At 64.4% G+C, this 15,779-nt stretch carries 14 protein-coding genes; 8 read left to right on the top strand and 6 right to left on the bottom strand.

The genetic code is table 11. The features are described from left to right. Positions 1–10: 10 nt before the first annotated feature. Together CV102_RS26880 and CV102_RS26255 are read left to right on the top strand one after the other, a co-directional pair. Positions 11–1,414 (top strand): helix-turn-helix domain-containing protein, encoded by a 1,404-nt coding sequence (locus CV102_RS26880; protein WP_233710795.1) that lies wholly within the window; start codon positions 11–13, stop codon positions 1,412–1,414. 68 nt (positions 1,415–1,482) lie between these two features. Then, on the top strand, positions 1,483–1,653 hold the full coding sequence (locus CV102_RS26255; protein ID WP_187433089.1) for a hypothetical protein: 171 nt from the start codon (positions 1,483–1,485) through the stop codon (positions 1,651–1,653). Between the two features lie 38 nt (positions 1,654–1,691). On the opposite strand, the gene CV102_RS22935 is transcribed toward CV102_RS26255, so the two are convergent. Both CV102_RS22935 and CV102_RS22930 read right to left on the bottom strand, forming a co-directional pair. Beyond that, a complete protein-coding gene (locus tag CV102_RS22935; RefSeq protein WP_233710794.1) occupies positions 1,692–2,609 on the bottom strand; it encodes a bifunctional 5,10-methylenetetrahydrofolate dehydrogenase/5,10-methenyltetrahydrofolate cyclohydrolase in 918 nt (305 codons plus the stop codon). A gap of 72 nt (positions 2,610–2,681) precedes the next feature. Then, on the bottom strand, positions 2,682–4,196 hold the full coding sequence (locus CV102_RS22930) for an aldehyde dehydrogenase family protein (protein ID WP_148860344.1): 1,515 nt from the start codon (positions 4,194–4,196) through the stop codon (positions 2,682–2,684). 198 nt (positions 4,197–4,394) lie between these two features. Here CV102_RS22930 and CV102_RS22925 point away from each other — a divergent pair, with 198 nt between their 5' ends. The 3 genes from CV102_RS22925 (at position 4,395) to CV102_RS22915 (ending at position 7,359) form a co-directional block, all read left to right on the top strand. Then, on the top strand, positions 4,395–5,459 hold the full coding sequence (locus tag CV102_RS22925) for a zinc-dependent alcohol dehydrogenase family protein (protein ID WP_148860343.1): 1,065 nt from the start codon (positions 4,395–4,397) through the stop codon (positions 5,457–5,459). A 60-nt stretch (positions 5,460–5,519) separates the two neighbouring features. Then, positions 5,520–6,539: a metallophosphoesterase family protein gene (locus tag CV102_RS22920; RefSeq protein WP_148860342.1), complete on the top strand. Its 1,020-nt coding sequence runs from the start codon at positions 5,520–5,522 to the stop codon at positions 6,537–6,539. 70 nt (positions 6,540–6,609) lie between these two features. Continuing rightward, positions 6,610–7,359 (top strand): hypothetical protein, encoded by a 750-nt coding sequence (locus CV102_RS22915; RefSeq protein WP_148860341.1) that lies wholly within the window; start codon positions 6,610–6,612, stop codon positions 7,357–7,359. A gap of 84 nt (positions 7,360–7,443) precedes the next feature. Here the strand turns inward: CV102_RS22915 and CV102_RS22910 are convergent, their stop codons facing one another. Further along, on the bottom strand, positions 7,444–9,048 hold the full coding sequence (locus CV102_RS22910; protein WP_148860340.1) for an amino acid permease: 1,605 nt from the start codon (positions 9,046–9,048) through the stop codon (positions 7,444–7,446). 250 nt (positions 9,049–9,298) lie between these two features. Between CV102_RS22910 and epsC the strand changes: the two genes are divergently transcribed. Continuing rightward, positions 9,299–10,162, top strand: a complete 864-nt coding sequence (gene epsC / locus CV102_RS22905; protein ID WP_148860339.1) for a serine O-acetyltransferase EpsC — start codon at positions 9,299–9,301, stop codon at positions 10,160–10,162. A gap of 27 nt (positions 10,163–10,189) precedes the next feature. On the opposite strand, the gene CV102_RS22900 is transcribed toward epsC, so the two are convergent. Both CV102_RS22900 and CV102_RS22895 read right to left on the bottom strand, forming a co-directional pair. Continuing rightward, positions 10,190–11,056 (bottom strand): methylenetetrahydrofolate reductase, encoded by an 867-nt coding sequence (locus CV102_RS22900; RefSeq protein WP_148860338.1) that lies wholly within the window; start codon positions 11,054–11,056, stop codon positions 10,190–10,192. A 161-nt stretch (positions 11,057–11,217) separates the two neighbouring features. Beyond that, entirely contained in the window at positions 11,218–12,603 is a 1,386-nt protein-coding gene (locus tag CV102_RS22895) for an aminomethyl transferase family protein (RefSeq protein ID WP_148860337.1), read from the bottom strand. Between the two features lie 370 nt (positions 12,604–12,973). Here CV102_RS22895 and CV102_RS22890 point away from each other — a divergent pair, with 370 nt between their 5' ends. Both CV102_RS22890 and ilvA read left to right on the top strand, forming a co-directional pair. Continuing rightward, positions 12,974–13,867: a bifunctional methylenetetrahydrofolate dehydrogenase/methenyltetrahydrofolate cyclohydrolase gene (locus CV102_RS22890; RefSeq protein WP_148860336.1), complete on the top strand. Its 894-nt coding sequence runs from the start codon at positions 12,974–12,976 to the stop codon at positions 13,865–13,867. 4 nt (positions 13,868–13,871) lie between these two features. Next, positions 13,872–15,134, top strand: coding sequence for a threonine ammonia-lyase (ilvA, locus tag CV102_RS22885; protein ID WP_148860335.1), 1,263 nt, complete (start codon positions 13,872–13,874; stop codon positions 15,132–15,134). 12 nt (positions 15,135–15,146) lie between these two features. Here the strand turns inward: ilvA and CV102_RS22880 are convergent, their stop codons facing one another. Next, positions 15,147–15,503, bottom strand: a complete 357-nt coding sequence (locus tag CV102_RS22880; protein WP_148860334.1) for a GRAM domain-containing protein — start codon at positions 15,501–15,503, stop codon at positions 15,147–15,149. Positions 15,504–15,779 lie beyond the last annotated feature (276 nt).

Here is a 15,779-nt window from a genome sequence, read left to right as displayed (position 1 = left end):
CGGCTCCACAATGGCGATCGTCACCGAGGTCCGGTTCGCACACGAGGTCGGGGCGCTCGCTGACACCCTCACTGCGTTACCCGACCTCACCGTCAGTATCGTCCGAGAAACGAGCACGACCCCCGGTCGGAGCGTGTACTTCTTTCGATTCGATAACGCCGAACCCGACGAGATACGCCCGGCTCTCGAAGACGACTGCACGGTTCGTGACGGGAGGCCAGTCTCGGCGGTCGACAACCAGCACCTGTGGGGAATCGAGTTCACCCCGGAAACGAAACTGCTCGGACCGGAGGTCACGAGGGAGAGGGGCGTCGTGTTAGACGCCCGCAGCTCGATGGGAGACGACGCGGCACCCGCGTGGCACGAACGATGGTTCTTTCCCGACCCCGAGGGGCTCCACAACGTCTGGCAGCACGCGCGAGCGGAGCGGTTCGAGTTCGAGGTCCTCGATCTCTCCAGGCAGCTGCGATCCACCGTCGGACGTGTCGATGCGGATCCGCTCACCGAGCAGCAGCGAACGGCGCTCACGAGGGCGTACGAACGAGGGTATTTTCGGCAACCACGGGAGACGTCCCTCGACGAGTTGGCTGCATCGCTCGAACTCTCGCCCTCGGCCGTCAGCGGGCGATTGAAGCGCGGACTGAAATCCCTCGTCGAGTCGCTACTCGTCGTGGAACTGTCCGGGAACGACGGAGCAGCGGCCGGTGAGTACGACGACGGCCGCGTCAGGACACTCTCCCATCGACCCGCCGAACCCACCGACACGATTTCGGCGCGAGTCTACGTCGAGCATCCGGATCTCGCACTGACGGACACGATCCGGTCGCTCTCGGACGGAGAGATCAGCGTCATCTCGGACGTCGGCACGGACCCGCAACACGACGTCTACTATTTCCGCATCACGGCAACGGATTTCGACGACGTCGAGTCGGCGCTCGCGGCGGATCACACCGTCGCCGACTCTTCGGTCGTCCTCGAGATCGGAGGGAAGCGAACGTACCGTATCGAGTACAGCGACGACGCGAAACTGATCACGCCCGCGATCACCGAACGGGGCGGGCTCACCCTGGAGACGACGAGCTACCTGAACGGATGGATGTTACAGCTGCAACTCGAGGATCACGACGCGCTGTACGACCTCGACGAGTACGCGCGATCCGAGGGGATCCGTTTCGACGTGCTCGAACTCAAGCAGCGCGGCGAACTCGACGACCGGTTCGATTTCGGACTGACGGACTCCCAGGTCGAGGCGCTGATCGCCGCGTACAGGCACGGCTACTACGACGAACCGCGAGACGCGTCCCTGGAGGAACTGTCGTCGCTGCTCGATCTCTCGCGGACGGCGACCAGCGGCCGACTCAGGCGCGGTTCAGCCACGCTCGTCGAGCAGATCCTCGACGACGATTGCCAGTAACGAACGTTCGTTATGTCGTACCACACCATTCCAGAATTTTTAATTCGGTCGAACTCCTATGTTCGAATATGAGCCAAGAAGGTCTCACGTCGAAAGAACAGCGCGGTGCAGACTGCTATCTTCCCGGAACCCCCGCAATCTCCCCGTCGGGCGGCCGACTCGAGCGGTTCCTCGAAACCCTGTTCCGCCGTCGAGGGGGGATTCGGGCGGATCGACGGCACGAGCGCGTCGATAACTGAGCCGATTTTCGACACTCGTTCTGTACATTCGTCGAATTCTATTCGCTGGTAGCGCGCCGCTCGGTGGCGCGAACGACGTTCTCCACGAGCATTGCGAGCGTGACCGGACCGACGCCGCCGGGAACGGGCGTGATCGCGCTCGCTTTCTCCCTGGCGCTCTCGAACTCGACGTCGCCGACCACGTCGGCGGACTCCGACCCGTCTCGATTGCTCGAGCCGTCGCCCGATTCGCCAGTCTCAGGAGCACGATTCGCGCTCACGTCGACGACCACGACGCCTGAGGTGAGCATCGAGCCGTCGACCAGTTCCGGAACGCCGCTGGCGGTGACGACGACGTCCGCCCGCCGGGTGACCGACGCGAGGTCGGTCGTCTGCGAGTGACAGACGGTAACGGTCGCGTTCCCCGGCGTCCTGTCCTGGAGCAGCAGGTTCGCCAGTGGTTTCCCGATGATCCCGGACCGGCCGACGATCACGACGTCCGCGCCCGCGATCGAAACGTCGTAGCTCGAAAGCAGTCGGCAGACCGCCGCCGGCGTGGCCGGCACGAATCGCGGCTCGCCGCCGACGAGTCGGCCGAGGTTCTCGAGGTGGAAACAGTCGACGTCTTTCTCGGGATCGAGTCGCCGCCTGACCGCGGACAGCGAGACGTGAACCGGAAGCGGCGCTTGGACGAACACGGCGTCGACCTCGGGATCGGCACAGAGGTTCTCGACCTGCCGATAGAGGCGTGTCGGTGGTGCGGACGGCTCGAGTCGAACGTCCCGTGTTTCGATACCGACGTCGTCGCACGCGTCGTGTTTCAGGTCCATGAACCGCGCGTCGGCCTCGTCGTCGCTCATCAGGACGGTCCCGAGCGTCGGGACGATCCCTCGAGCGCCGAGTTCATGGATCCGGTCGCTCGCCGCCTCGCGAACGTCGGTCGCGACGGGTTCGCCGAGTAACAGTTCCGTCGACACGTTCCGATTTCGATGGCAACGATCTTGTAGCATTCGGCGCGCTTGGACGGTGAAACCGGATCCCGCGACTCGTCACGAAGTGTCCCTGTCGGTCGGGTCGTCGAGATTGACGTAGACCGTCTTCGTTCGCCGGTAGTGCTCGAGCGCCTCGAGCCCCAGATCCTTCCCGATCCCCGACGCTTTGTAGCCGCCGTAGGGCGCTTCCGGCAGGATCGGGCCGTACTCGTTGACGTAGATCAGGCCGGCTTCGAGGTCGGCGGCGGCCCGATGAGCGACCGAGGTCCGCTCCGTTCCGATCCCCGCGGCGAGCCCGTACCGGCTGTCGTTGGCGAGTTCGATTCCCTCCTCGTACGAGGAGAAGCCGATGATCGTCTGGACCGGGCCAAAGATCTCCTTGCAGGCGACGTCCATCTCGTTCTCGACGTCGCCGAACACGGTGGGTTCGACGTACCAGCCGTCCTCGAGTTCGGGGTCGTCCGGTCGTCCGCCGCCACAGAGCAGCGTCGCCTCCTCTCTGCCGATCTCGACGTAGTCGCTGACGGTTTCGAACTGCTCGCGGGAGGTCAGCGGCCCCATCGTCGTCTCCTCGTCCAGTGGGTCGCCGAGGACGTACGAGCGCGCCTTTTCGACGAAGCGCTCGGTGAACTCCTCGAGGACGTCCTCGTGGACCAGCGCCCGCGAGAAGGCGTCGCAGATCTCGCCGGTGCTGTAGAAGATGCCGTCGGCGACCGCGTCGACGACGCGATCGAGGTTCGCGTCCGGAAAGACGAGAAACGGCGACTTTCCGCCCAGTTCCAGCGTGACGGGGGCGACCCGATCGGCGGCCGCGTGCATGACTCCTTTCCCGACCTCGGTGCTTCCGGTGAACGACACCTTTCTGACGTCCGGGTGCTCCGTGAGCGGGCCGCCGACCTCGCTGCCGGTACCCGTGACGACGTTGACTACGCCGTCCGGAAACACGCCCTCCGATAGCTGTGCGATTCGAATCGCGGTCAGCGGCGCGTTCGCCGACGGTTTCAGCACGCAGGCGTTCCCGGCGGCCAGGGCCGGGCCGAGTTTCCACGCCGCCGCCCAGATCGGAAAGTTCCAGGGGACGATCTGACCGACGACGCCGTACGGCTCGTGGCGGGTGTACGCGTGCAAGTCGGGTCCCGCTGGAATCGTGTCGGCCCGCTGGGCTCGGCAGACCGACGCGTAGTACTCGAGGGTATCGATCGCGCCTTCGACCTCACCTCGGGCCTGCGAGATCGGTTTACCGGTGTCCAGACACTCGAGCAGCGTCAGGTCCTCGACCCGATCCGAGAGTCGGTGGATCCACTCGAACAGAAGCGACGAGCGCTCTCCCGGCGTCGTTTCCGACCAGTCCTCGCGGTACGCTCGCCACGCGGCCTCGACCGCGCGGTCGACGCAACTCGAGTCACAGCGGGGCACCTCGACGATCGGTTCGTCGATCACCGGATCCCGGCTCTCGAGCGTCTCGCCGGTTTCGTGGGACGAGCCGTCGATCCAGGCGGCGAACTCGAGGCCGTCGGTTGCCGCTTCGTGTGCCGCTTCGTGCCGGTCCTGGACAGTGCTACCGGAGATCATACACTGTGTTTCGTCGCTGTCGACCTTAGTTCTCGTAGTGAACTCCCCAACTGCGCTACTCGCTGGCTGGACGCTTCGTTCCCTGGATTGCTCCTCGAAAACGGGGACCTGGCGCCTGGTTTCAGTTACTATTCGAACGTGTTCTACATGTCACCGGAGCAAATCTTTTGGTGTGGGGAATGATACACTGGGGCATAGATGAACGCTGCAGTACTCGAAGAGTACCAGGAGCCGCTAGCGATCAGAGACGTCCCGAGACCGGAGCCCGAGCCGGACGGCGTCGTCGCACGGGTCGATGCGTGCGGCGTCTGCCGGAGCGACTGGCACGGGTGGCAGGGAAACTGGGAGTGGTTCGACTACAAGCCTCCGAGAGGTCACATTCTCGGCCACGAACCGGCGGGGACGGTGATCGCCGCCGGCGACGAGGTCGAATCGGTGTCGGAGGGCGACCGAATCGCGATCCCGTTCAATTTCGCCTGCGGGCGCTGTCTCGAGTGTCGGAACGGGTACGAGAACCTGTGCGAAAACCACCTGGGACTGGGATTTCAGGAAGGGGCGCCCGGCGCGTTCGCCGAGGAAGTGCCGATCCCGAACGCGGACATCAATGCAGTACCGCTCCCCGAGGGGCTCGATCCGGTGGAGGTCGCCGGCCTCGGCTGCCGGTTCATGACCGCCTTCCGTGGGATGGCCCACCAGGCGGCGGTCGGTCGCGGCCAGGACGTCGTCGTCTACGGCCTCGGCGGTATCGGCCTGTCGGCGGTCCACATCGCGGACGCGCTCGGCGCGAACGTGATCGGCGTCGACATCATGGACGAGAAACTGGACCTCGCCGAAGACCTGGGGGCCGTCGAGACGGTCGACGCCTCCGAAGCCGACCCGGTGAAAGCGGTCGTCGATCTGACCGACGGCGGCGCGGACGTCTCGCTCGACGCGCTCGGCATCGAGGAGACCTGCCGGAACGCGATCAACTCGCTCGGCACTCGCGGGACGCACGTACAGATCGGCCTGACGCCGCGCGAACAGGAGGGGTACACCTCGATACCGACCGACGCGCTGGTGATGGGCGAAATCGAGATTTACGGATCCAGCGGGCTCCAGCCGTCGCGATACCACGAAATCTTCGACATGGTGAGAACGGAGAAGCTGGAACCGGGGAAGGTGATCACCGAGCGCATCGGTCTCGAAGAGCTGAACGACGAACTGGCGGCGATGACCGACTTCGAGACGGTCGGCATCCCCGTGGTGACGGAGTTCGCCGACTGAGGAATCGAGACGTCAGCACTGACTACAAACACGATCGAGGGCACACACGAGGGCACACAGATGGGGATCGTATCCGATCTCAAGGACAGACTCAACCTGGAGAACAAGCAGCGAGACGCCGGGATGGACAAGGAGGAGGGAGTGACGCGCCTGTTTTTCGCGACCGACGTCCACGGATCGGACGTCTGCTGGCGAAAGTTCGTCAACTCGGCCGAGTTTTACGACGCCGATGTGCTCGTCCTCGGCGGCGATACGACCGGGAAAGCCATCTTCCCGATCATCGACGAGGGGAACGAGTACCGGTACCGGCGATCGGGGTCCGAGCACCGGCTCGAGGACGAGGACGAACTGGAGGACCTCGTCAACTCCCTCTCGAATCAGGGCTATTACCCCTACGTGCTCGACGAACGGGAGTACGAAGACCTCAAGGAGGACGACTCCGGAGAGCGTGAGGACGAGATATTCGAGACCGAGATGAAAAAGCGGGTCCGCGAGTGGTGTTCGTTCGCCGAGGAGCGACTCCCCGAGGACGTCCCGGTGTTCGTCTGTCCTGGCAACGACGATCCGTTTTCGATCGATCCGGTCTGGGAGGAGTCCGACGCCGTGACGCTCACTGAGGGCGAAGTCGTCGAGATCGACGAGGAGTACACGATGGCCAGCTCCGGCTGGACCAACCGCTCCCCGTGGGACACGTACCGCGAGGAGGACGAGGACGACCTCGAGCGGCGACTCGAAGGGATCGTCTCCGACGTCGACGACACCGATCGCTGCATCTTCAACTTCCACGATCCGCCCTACGAGTCGCAACTCGACGAAGCGCCGGAGCTAGACGAGGACCGGCGACCGAAGTACGGCGCCCAGACCACGGAGCCCGTCGGCAGCACGGCCGTCAGGAACGTGATCGAGCGGTATCAACCGCCGCTCTCCCTGCACGGCCACGTCCACGAATCGCGGGGGAAGACGCGGATCGGCGAGACCGTCGCCGTGAACCCGGGAAGCGTCTACTCGGAGGGTTCGCTGCAGGGGGCGGTGATCGATCTTCACCCGGAGGTGAACGTCCTCGGTCTCGTCCGCGGCTAACCGGAGCACGCACCATGAACGGGAACGATACCAGATACCAGCCGAAACGGATCACGAACGGGTGGGACCGATGAGCGAAAGCACGCCGATGGCGGACCCCGTCGAGGAGGGGCACCGAGTCGTCGAGGCGGCGAGAGACGCCGGACTCACCGTTCGACTGATCGGCGGCACGGCGATCCGTCACCACTCCGAGACCGCCAGAGTGGAGCCGTTTGACCGGGAGTACCGCGACGTCGACTTCGTCGGGGTCAGGGAGGACCGAAAAGCCGTCATCGACCTTATGACGGACCTCGGCTACGAGGAAAACGTCCAGATCAACAAGATGCACCGGTACAGGCTGGAGTTCTACGACGAGACGAACGAGCGAAAGGCCGACTACATCATCGACAGGTTCGAGTTCTGTCACGCGTGGGACCTGCGAGACCGCATCGGGCTGGACGATCCGACGCTTCCGATCGAAGATCTGCTGCTGTCGAAACTCCAGATCGTCGAGATCAGTGATCGGGACATGCGAGACAGTATCGCGATGCTGAACGACCACCCCGTCGAGGCCGGCGACGACCTCGAGCGGATCGATCCGGAGTACGTCTCCGATCTCTGTAGCGACGACTGGGGGCTGTACAAGACGATCACGATGAATCTCGACCGGGTCGAAACCCACGTCGAGAACCACGAGTACCCGATCGACGAGGCGGCGGTCGTGACCCGGATCGAGACGTTGCGGTCGGCGATCGAGGAGCGGCCGAAGTCGATCGGGTGGAAGCTCCGATCGGTGATCGGGGAGCGAAAGCAGTGGTACAAGAAGCCGGAACTCACCTGAATCGGTCGCGGGCAACCGCGCCGATCAGTCTTTCAGGATTGGAACCCGCGAGGATTCGTTCTTCGAGATTCGAACCCGCAGCGATCAGTCCTTCGGGATCTCCGAGTGAATCTTGTCCAAGTCGACGCCTTCCGTCGCCTTTCGGTAGTACTTCATCCCGAAGTAGATCGCCGCGGCGAGGACGTAGAGGAAGGCGATGAAGCCGGCGGAGTAGACGTTGTTCAGTCCGTACGCGTCTCGAGTGGCCCAGAAGTAGAACACCGACAGCAGGATGAGCGCGTAGACGCCGGCGACGATCGAGATGATCGGAACGCTCCCGATCGTGTAGTCCGACATGGGATTCTGCGAGAACAGTTCGGGCCGGCGGAGCGGGAACAGCATGCACGCGACCGTCGACCCGAAGAAGGTGATGGCGATGGCGAAGGTCGCGGCCAGCGTCAGCGTCTCGAAGCCCGGCACGAAGAAGTAGACGACGGTCAGAATACTGGCCGGCACGACCATCATGAGGATGGCGTAGATCGGCGAGTTGAACCGCGTCTTGACCTCCGAGAACGTCTCGGGGATCGTCCGGTCGAACGCCGTCGCGAAGATGACGCGCGTCGAGGAGAGGAAGACGGTTCCGGACCAGGCGAAGAACCAGCCGCCCATCAGGACGACGATCAGCCCACCGAGCCAGCCGCCGCCGGCCGCCATCGCCGCGAGCAGCGTCGGCGAGGAGACCCACTGCAGTTCGCCGGAGCCGACGAAGTACGACCAGTTGAGCGCCTGGTAGAAGGTGTAATCGATCGCGTTGCTGAACAGTATCCACAGGAAGATCGCCAGGACCGCGGCGGCGACCAGCGCGGCCTCGAAGACGGTGAACATCTTCCGCCACTCGCCGGCTTCCCGGACCTCGCCGAACAGGGTCGATCCCCACACCGTCCACATGATCCAGAACAGCAGCATGGGGAACAGCAGGTACGACGCCCGCCAGTTCAGACTCCAGAGCGAGGCGAACTCGACGCCGGCTTCGGCGCTGACGTCGATGACTCCCTGGTACGTGATTCCCTCGTCGGGGAGCCACGCCGCCATGTACGAATCGAACGTCCCCTCGAACTCGGACGGGGACGTGGTCAGCAGGCTGCCGACGAACACGACGAGCCCGACGACGCCGACGTAAAACAACGTCTGCTGGATCCGCGCGTACCATCGCATGCCGAGGCTGACGTAGATGAACGCGAACGCGATCACGACCATCGACGAGACGAACAGTCCCGTGCCCGTACTCCAGAAGCGCGCGAGTTCGGGATAGCCGGCCAGCGCCGAGAGCGGCGCGAAGACGAGCCAGGACAGTATCTCGCCGTAGATGGGAACCCACAGCCACAGGATGAACACCCAGCCGGGCCACGCCAGAAAGAACCCCCAAAAGCCGCCCAGAATACGGCTTTGCCAGATATAATCGCCGCCGACGCGCGGCATGGACGAGACGAGCGTGGCGTACACCGCGTTCTGGAACGTGATCGCGACGACGGCGATAATCGTCGCGAGTATCGGACTTCCCTGCGGGATGAACGCGTTGAATGTCCAGATGTAAAATCCGAGCGTAATGACGTTCACCGACAGGAACGCGTAGACCCACGCGTCGTACGACGACCACTCCCGGACCAGCCCCGTTGCTTCCCGTACGAATAGCTCGTCCTCCTGGGACATGGTTTTCGATTGTCACATGTCTACTTAGTATTTTGCTCATTGGTAACAGCCCACATCTTGATAGATGAACGGTGGAAAGTTGTGGAACAGATGAACGACTGACACGACGTCGGTCGTGGATCGATGCGTAGTCGATCCACCGTTCCTCCCCTGTAGTTATGGCGCCGGCTCTTCGGTGAATCGACCCCGTCCAGAAGGGGGGTCGGTCATCTAACGACTTTGTACGAAGCACGCGAAGAACTAACGCGACATGGACTACAGATACACGGGCGATGCACACGCGCAACTCCGTGAAGCCTACGAGACGGACGCCGACCCCTTCCCGACGCGGTCGTCGATGAACTTTCCGGAGTGGGAGCATCGGCGGGCGGAGATGGGGCTGCTCAGACGGCTCCTGTTCCCCAGGTGCTGGAACGCCGACGGCCTGCTCGAGGACGAGCCAGCGATACGGGACGTGCTGTCGGAACTGGGAGCGCTGTACTGTCGCGGGATCCGACCGTATTCGGGGACGGATCCGTCCGAGACGGTCGACGACGTGCTCGACCGACTGCCCGAACTTCGGACGACGCTCAAAAAGGACGTCGAGGCCGCCTACAAGGGCGATCCTGCCGCGAAGTCCTACGTCGAAGTCATCCGATCGTATCCCGGCTTCCAGGCCATCATGATGCAACGGGTCGCACACGCCCTGTACGAGGCCGGGACGGCCGAGTACGCGCGGGAACTTACCGAGTACGCGAAGACGGTGACGGGGATCGACATTCACCCGGGTGCGGAGATTGGCGAATACTTTTTTATCGACCACGGAACCGGCGTCGTCATCGGCGAGACGGCGACGATCGGCGACTGGGTTCGCCTCTACCAGGACGTGACGCTGGGTGCGCTCCACTTCGAGGAGGAAGAGGACGAGGCGAAGACGTTGAAGAAAGGGTACAAGCGTCACCCGGATATCGGCGATCACGTCGTGATCGGGGCCGGAACGAAGGTGCTGGGTGCGGTCACCGTCGGCGACCACGTCAGTATCGGCGCGAACTCGTGGGTTACGGAGGACGTGCCGAACAACATGAAGGTGTACATCTCAGAACACCCGACACAGGAGCGAAAAGAGAGCGAGTGACGGGTCCGGGACCGACGGCCCGGCGGGTTACCGGTACTGGGCCAGGGTCTCTGCCCGCCACGACTCGAGGTCCGGTACCTGGTTGAACGCGTAGATGTGAACGCCGCGAACGTCGTAGTGGGGATCCGTGGCGTAAGGCGCGAGCCCTTCGACGAGTTCGTCGGGCGCGTACTTCCCGCGGGAACCGACGAGTTGGCGAACGAAGCCGAGTATCCCGCTCGTCTTCTGGAGGAAGCGAACCGAGTCGCCGACGCCGACCTTCTTCGAGATTCCCAGCAGTCGCTGATAGTTCATGACGCCCGGGATACCCACCTCGACGGGCAGTTCGACCCCGCGATTCCGGATCGTGCCGATCCACTCGACGATGGCGTCCGGATCGTAACACAGCTGTGTCACGACGTACGTGGCGAACGGTTCCTTTCTCGCCATCGAGTCGGAGAGGGTCTGCTCGTCGAGGAACGCGTGGCCCTCCGGGTAGCCGGTGATGCCGACGTCCGCGAACGCGTACTCCAGCTCCTCGAGCGCCGCCAGCAGTTCGTAGGCCGACGCGTACTCGCCGGCGGGCTCGTCCCGGTCGCCGCCGGGGACGAAGATATCGGTCACGCCGGCGTCGACGAGCCGGCCCGCGATCTCCTCGAGGTGGTCCTCGCCGCGGACGTAGCGCGCCGCGATGTGCGGGACGATCTCGTAGCCGCGGTCGGCCGCTCGCTCGCTCCAGTCGACCGTCGCCTCGATGCCGAGCGTGGGCGAGGTGGTGATGGCGACCTCCGCACCGTCGGGGAGGTGCTCCAGTTGCTCGTCCATGCTGTCGAACGGCATCAGCTCGTAGCGCGGCTCCTCGAGCAGCTCGATGACGCCGTCCGCCGTCGCGGATGAGTGTATCTCTGATGACATGCGTTAGATCACGCGGTGGCTCGCACGCGTCGGGGCGGCTCGCTCACGACCGTCGGTGGCCGGGGTCGAGCGCGGTCGATCGTCGGTCGCCATCGAGGTCGTTTTGGTCCTCGTCCCTCACGTACGTACCGATCTCCCGCGCTGGCGCTCCCGCTCACGATTCACTCGGACGCCTCCTCCTTGGCGTTCAGTTTGGCCTGCTCCCGGGCGCTCGGGTTGACCGACGGCTTGAACGGGACCCCCGAGACTTTGGCGTACACCGGCTCGCCGGGCTCCTCGGCGTACTCGTCCGGCAGGTGGACCTGGAACTCCGTCTCGATGTCGCCGTCGTAGACCTCCATCGGGTCGCCGTCGAGCTTCTCGGCCGGGACGAAGCCGAGCGCGAGGTTCGTCTCGAGTTCGGGGTTGTACCACGGCGACGTGACGTAGCCGCACTCCTCGCCGGTGTCGGGGTCGGAGATGAGCCAGAAGTCCGGCGCGTAGTCCCGGACCGGCTCGCCGGCCATCTTGAGCCCGACCATCTTGTGGACGAACGGGTAGTTTCCGTCCTCGATTTCGGCTTTCTGGCGCTCGAGTTCCTCCTTGCCGACGTAGTCGGCCGCCTTGTCGTCGGGCACCTGGTAGCCGAGGTTAACCTGGAACGGCGAGGTCTCGTGGTCCATGTCCTGGCCCCACGAGAGGATCCCCGCGGCGATGCGGCGGTGGTGTGCCGGCGCGACCTGCATCCCGCCGTGATCCCTGACGGACTCGAGGACGGGATCCCAGACGCGTTCGGCGTACTTCGAGGCCTCCTTGACGTAGATCTCGAAGCCTTTCTCGCCGGAGAAGCCGGTCTGGCTCACGAGCACCGACACGCCGTCGATCTCGGCTTCCATCAGGCCGTAGTAGGGGATCTCTTCGACCTCCTCGCCGACGACCTCGACCATTACGTCGACCGATTTCGGCCCCTGGATCTGCATCGGTGCGACGTCGATCTCGTCGATCTCGACGTCGAAGTTCTTCCCGACGTTGACGCCCTGCAGCCACTGCATCAGCGTCGAGTCCGAGATCGAGAACCAGAACTCGTCTTCGCCCGGTCGCAGCAGTACGGGATCGTTGAGGATGCCGCCGTCCTCGTTACAGAGGATGACGTACTTCCCGTGCATCGGTTCGATCTCGGTCGCGTCGCGGGTGATGACGTAGTTCGTCAGGGCCTCGGCGTCGGGGCCTTTCACCCGGATCTGGCGTTCGACGGCGACGTCCCACAGGGTCACGTGGTTGACCAGCGCGTCGTACTCCTCCATCATCCCGCCTTCTTCCGGTTTCAACATCCCGCGCGGGTGGTAGATCCGGTTGTAGACCGTCGCTCGCCAGGCGCCGTTCTCCACGAACGACTTGTGGAAGAACGGCGACTTCCGGACGCGCGTCGAGACGAGCATCTCGATCCCCGGATCGCCGGACTGGCGAAGGTTTCTCGGAAGGGTTCGGTCCGACTGATCGACGCTCGGATAGTTCGGGTGCTCCATACTGTTCTGACTGTCCTGCTCCGGTGGCTTGTTGCCAGACATTGGCACACACATAACCGCCGCAGACTATAAAAGTAGGAGTCAGCTGTCGTTACTGTATCCTCGATACCGGGGCGTAGGGGCGCCACAACGCCCGGAAACCGACGTTCCAATTTCGAAAACCGGTATCCGTGGATCGAGTTTCGTCCGACTACACATGATGGATCGGATATACGTTGTGGAGTTCGACCCGCGGGACCTCGAGATCCGCGCTCGATCCGGCAGGGACAGTGCATTGATAACGTTACACATTGCTAGCTCCCAGTATCGCCCAACGCGCACAGCCGGCCACGGGGCGGCGAGCGACACGGCGGTGAACGAGCATGATCTGCGACGCAACCAACACGGACGATACGAGAGCGGGTGAACGACCGTGACCCACGTCGTCGACGGCAACGCAGTGGCGAACCGAATTCGGGACGACCTCCGTAACTGCGTCGACGCCCTCGAGGACGAGGGCGTGACGCCAGGTCTCGCGACGGTGCTGATGAGCGAGGACGCTGCGAGCGAGACCTACGTCTCGATGAAACAGCGGGCCTGCGAGGACCTCGGTATCGAGGGAATCCACCGCGAACTCGATCCGGACGCCCCCGCCGACGAACTGCTCGAGATCGTCGCGGCGATGAACGAGGATCCCGACGTTCACGGCGTTCTCGTCCAGATGCCGGTTCCGGACCACGTCGACCGCGCGGCGGTGCTTCGAAGCGTCGATCCGCGCAAGGACGTCGACGGCTTTCACCCCGAGAACGTCGGGCGTCTCGTCGCCGGCAACCCGCGGTTCAAGCCGTGCACTCCCCACGGAATCCAGAAGCTCCTCGAGGCGGCGGACGTCGACACCGAGGGAAAGCACGCGGTCGTCGTCGGCCGATCGGACATCGTCGGCAAACCGATGGCGAACCTGCTCATCCAAAAAGCGCCGGGCGGAAACGCGACGACGACGGTCTGTCACTCCAGGACGGCGGATCTGGGGGCGAAGACCCGGGAAGCGGATATCGTGATCGCGGCCGCCGGCTACCCCGAACTGATCGACGGCTCGATGATCGACGAGGGCGCGACGGTGATCGACGTCGGCGTCAACCGCGTAGACGCAGATACCGAGAAGGGGTACGAACTCGTCGGCGACGTCGAGTTCGAGAGCGCGAAAGAGAAAGCCGACGTCATCACGCCGGTCCCGGGCGGCGTCGGCCCGATGACGATCGCGATGTTGCTGTACAACACGGTCGCAGCGGCCAGCAACCAGGCGGACGTTCCGGTCGAACTCCCGTGAGACGATGAACCGAGACGAACTTCCCGTCACGTTCGCCGACGTCGAAGCAGCCCGGGAGCGACTCGACGATCCGTCGGTCGTCAAGCGGACGCCGGTCGAGCGGAGCACGTCGCTCGAGGCGATGACCGGCGCAGCGGAAGTCGTGCTCAAACTCGAGCACCTCCAGTGGACGGGGTCGTTCAAGACCCGCGGGGCGTACAACAAGATCCAGCGCTGTCTCGAGGAGGGGGACCTCGAGCAGGTCGTCGCGGCGAGCGCCGGCAACCATGCTCAGGGCGTCGCCCTCGCCGCGACGAAACTCGGCGTCGACTCGACGATCGTCATGCCGACGGCCGCTCCCCAGACGAAGATCGACGCCACCCGTGGCTACGGCGGGACCGTCGAACTCGTCGGCAACGACTTCCAGGAAGCGACGGCCTTTGCGCGCGAGTTGGCCGCCGAGTCCGAGGCCGAGTTCGTCCACGCGTTCGACGATCCGGCGATCGTCGCCGGCCAGGGAACGCTCGGCCTCGAGATGGTCGAGGACGACCCCGAGATCGACACCGTCGTCGTGCCGATCGGTGGCGGCGGCCTCATTAGCGGGATCGCGACCGCGTTCGCCGAGCGTAGTCCGGAGACGCGGATCGTCGGCGTCCAGGCAGCGGAGGCGGCGACCGTTCCCGAGAGCCTCGACAAGGGCGCCCCGCAGACGCTCGAGTCGGTCGACACCATCGCCGACGGGATCGCGACGGGCGGCATCTCCGAGCTGACGCTCTCGATCATCGACCGACACGTCGACGAGGTCGTCACGGTGACGAACGGCGAGATCGCTGAGGCCGTCCTCGTGCTGCTGGAGCGAGCGAAACAGCTGGTCGAAGGGGCCGGTGCCGCCGCGGTCGCGGCGATCCGAAGCGACGCGCTCGACGTCGACGGTGAACGCGTGATGCCGTTGCTCTGTGGCGGCAACCTCGACATGACGATGCTCCGCGCGATACTCATTCACGCCCTGACGCACCGCGATCAGATCCTGCGACTGCGGGTCCACATCGACGACCGACCCGGGAAGATGGCGGAGCTCTCCGGCGTCATCGCCGACCACGGCGCTAACATCCAGACCGTTCGCCACGACCGCGCTCTCGAGGATCTGGACGTCGGCGAGGCCTACCTGATCTTCCAGGTCGAAACCAGCGGTGCGGGACACGCCCGAAACATCGTCGAGTCGATCGCCGACCACGGGTACGAGGTCGACGTGACGAATCGCGCGGCGGAGTCACCGCGAGACCGGTGATCTCGTCGGTCCTCAGAGCACGCGTCGAACGGTGTCGATTGCGTCCTCGAGTTCGCTGACGACGAACGACTCGTGGGTACCGTCTATCAGTTCGACGCGGAGGCTGTCGGCCGGAGGACCGTCGTCGCGATCGGCGGCGGCCACCCCGGTCACCCTCTCGACGTCCGCGACGTCGATACCGACCTTCTCCCCGCCGAGAACGGAGTCGACGAGGTGCGGACTGAACAGGAGTCGCTGGTCCGTCACGTAGAGTTTCCCTCCGAGCGGTCGCCGGTCGGATCGCAGATAGTTGACGTGGTAGGCGTCGACCGTCTCCTCGTCGGGGTTCCGGTCGTGGCTGGCGACCCACCACCCACCGATGGTTCCCATGCGTCGCGTTTCCACGCGGGAGGAGTAATAGATTTCTCAGGGTCCGTCCCCGGAATCTCGATCGACGCGCTCGCGTTCGAGACCGTCGCGGCCGGCTCCAATCCTCCGTGAATCGGGTGGCGATACTCGCCCGGAGTTCGCCGACCGGCGACGGACGACCGCGTTCGTCGTCGACGCGCGTCCGGATCAATCCGACGAGCGCGACGATCGAGATGACCCCGAACGAAGCGCCGGTCAACACCGCAGCCGTCCGGAGCGCCACGGCGCTCCCCGTGA

Origin of the sequence: Natronococcus pandeyae (genome assembly GCF_008122205.1) — an archaeon.
In the GTDB taxonomy this organism is placed as follows: domain Archaea; phylum Halobacteriota; class Halobacteria; order Halobacteriales; family Natrialbaceae; genus Natronococcus; species Natronococcus pandeyae.
Note: the sequence above shows the minus strand (reverse complement) of the source record. Positions and strands in the feature narration are given on the sequence as shown.

Coding starts and splice junctions, on each gene's coding strand:
- CV102_RS22915 (WP_148860341.1), top strand. CDS start 6,610: ATGAGCGAAAGCACGCCGATGGCGGACCCCGTCGAGGAGGGGCACCGA.
- epsC (WP_148860339.1), top strand. CDS start 9,299: ATGGACTACAGATACACGGGCGATGCACACGCGCAACTCCGTGAAGCC.
- CV102_RS22895 (WP_148860337.1), bottom strand. CDS start 12,603: ATGTCTGGCAACAAGCCACCGGAGCAGGACAGTCAGAACAGTATGGAG.
- CV102_RS22910 (WP_148860340.1), bottom strand. CDS start 9,048: ATGTCCCAGGAGGACGAGCTATTCGTACGGGAAGCAACGGGGCTGGTC.
- CV102_RS22880 (WP_148860334.1), bottom strand. CDS start 15,503: ATGGGAACCATCGGTGGGTGGTGGGTCGCCAGCCACGACCGGAACCCC.
- CV102_RS22930 (WP_148860344.1), bottom strand. CDS start 4,196: ATGATCTCCGGTAGCACTGTCCAGGACCGGCACGAAGCGGCACACGAA.
- ilvA (WP_148860335.1), top strand. CDS start 13,872: ATGAACCGAGACGAACTTCCCGTCACGTTCGCCGACGTCGAAGCAGCC.
- CV102_RS26255 (WP_187433089.1), top strand. CDS start 1,483: ATGAGCCAAGAAGGTCTCACGTCGAAAGAACAGCGCGGTGCAGACTGC.
- CV102_RS22920 (WP_148860342.1), top strand. CDS start 5,520: ATGGGGATCGTATCCGATCTCAAGGACAGACTCAACCTGGAGAACAAG.
- CV102_RS22900 (WP_148860338.1), bottom strand. CDS start 11,056: ATGTCATCAGAGATACACTCATCCGCGACGGCGGACGGCGTCATCGAG.
- CV102_RS22925 (WP_148860343.1), top strand. CDS start 4,395: ATGAACGCTGCAGTACTCGAAGAGTACCAGGAGCCGCTAGCGATCAGA.
- CV102_RS26880 (WP_233710795.1), top strand. CDS start 11: ATGGCGATCGTCACCGAGGTCCGGTTCGCACACGAGGTCGGGGCGCTC.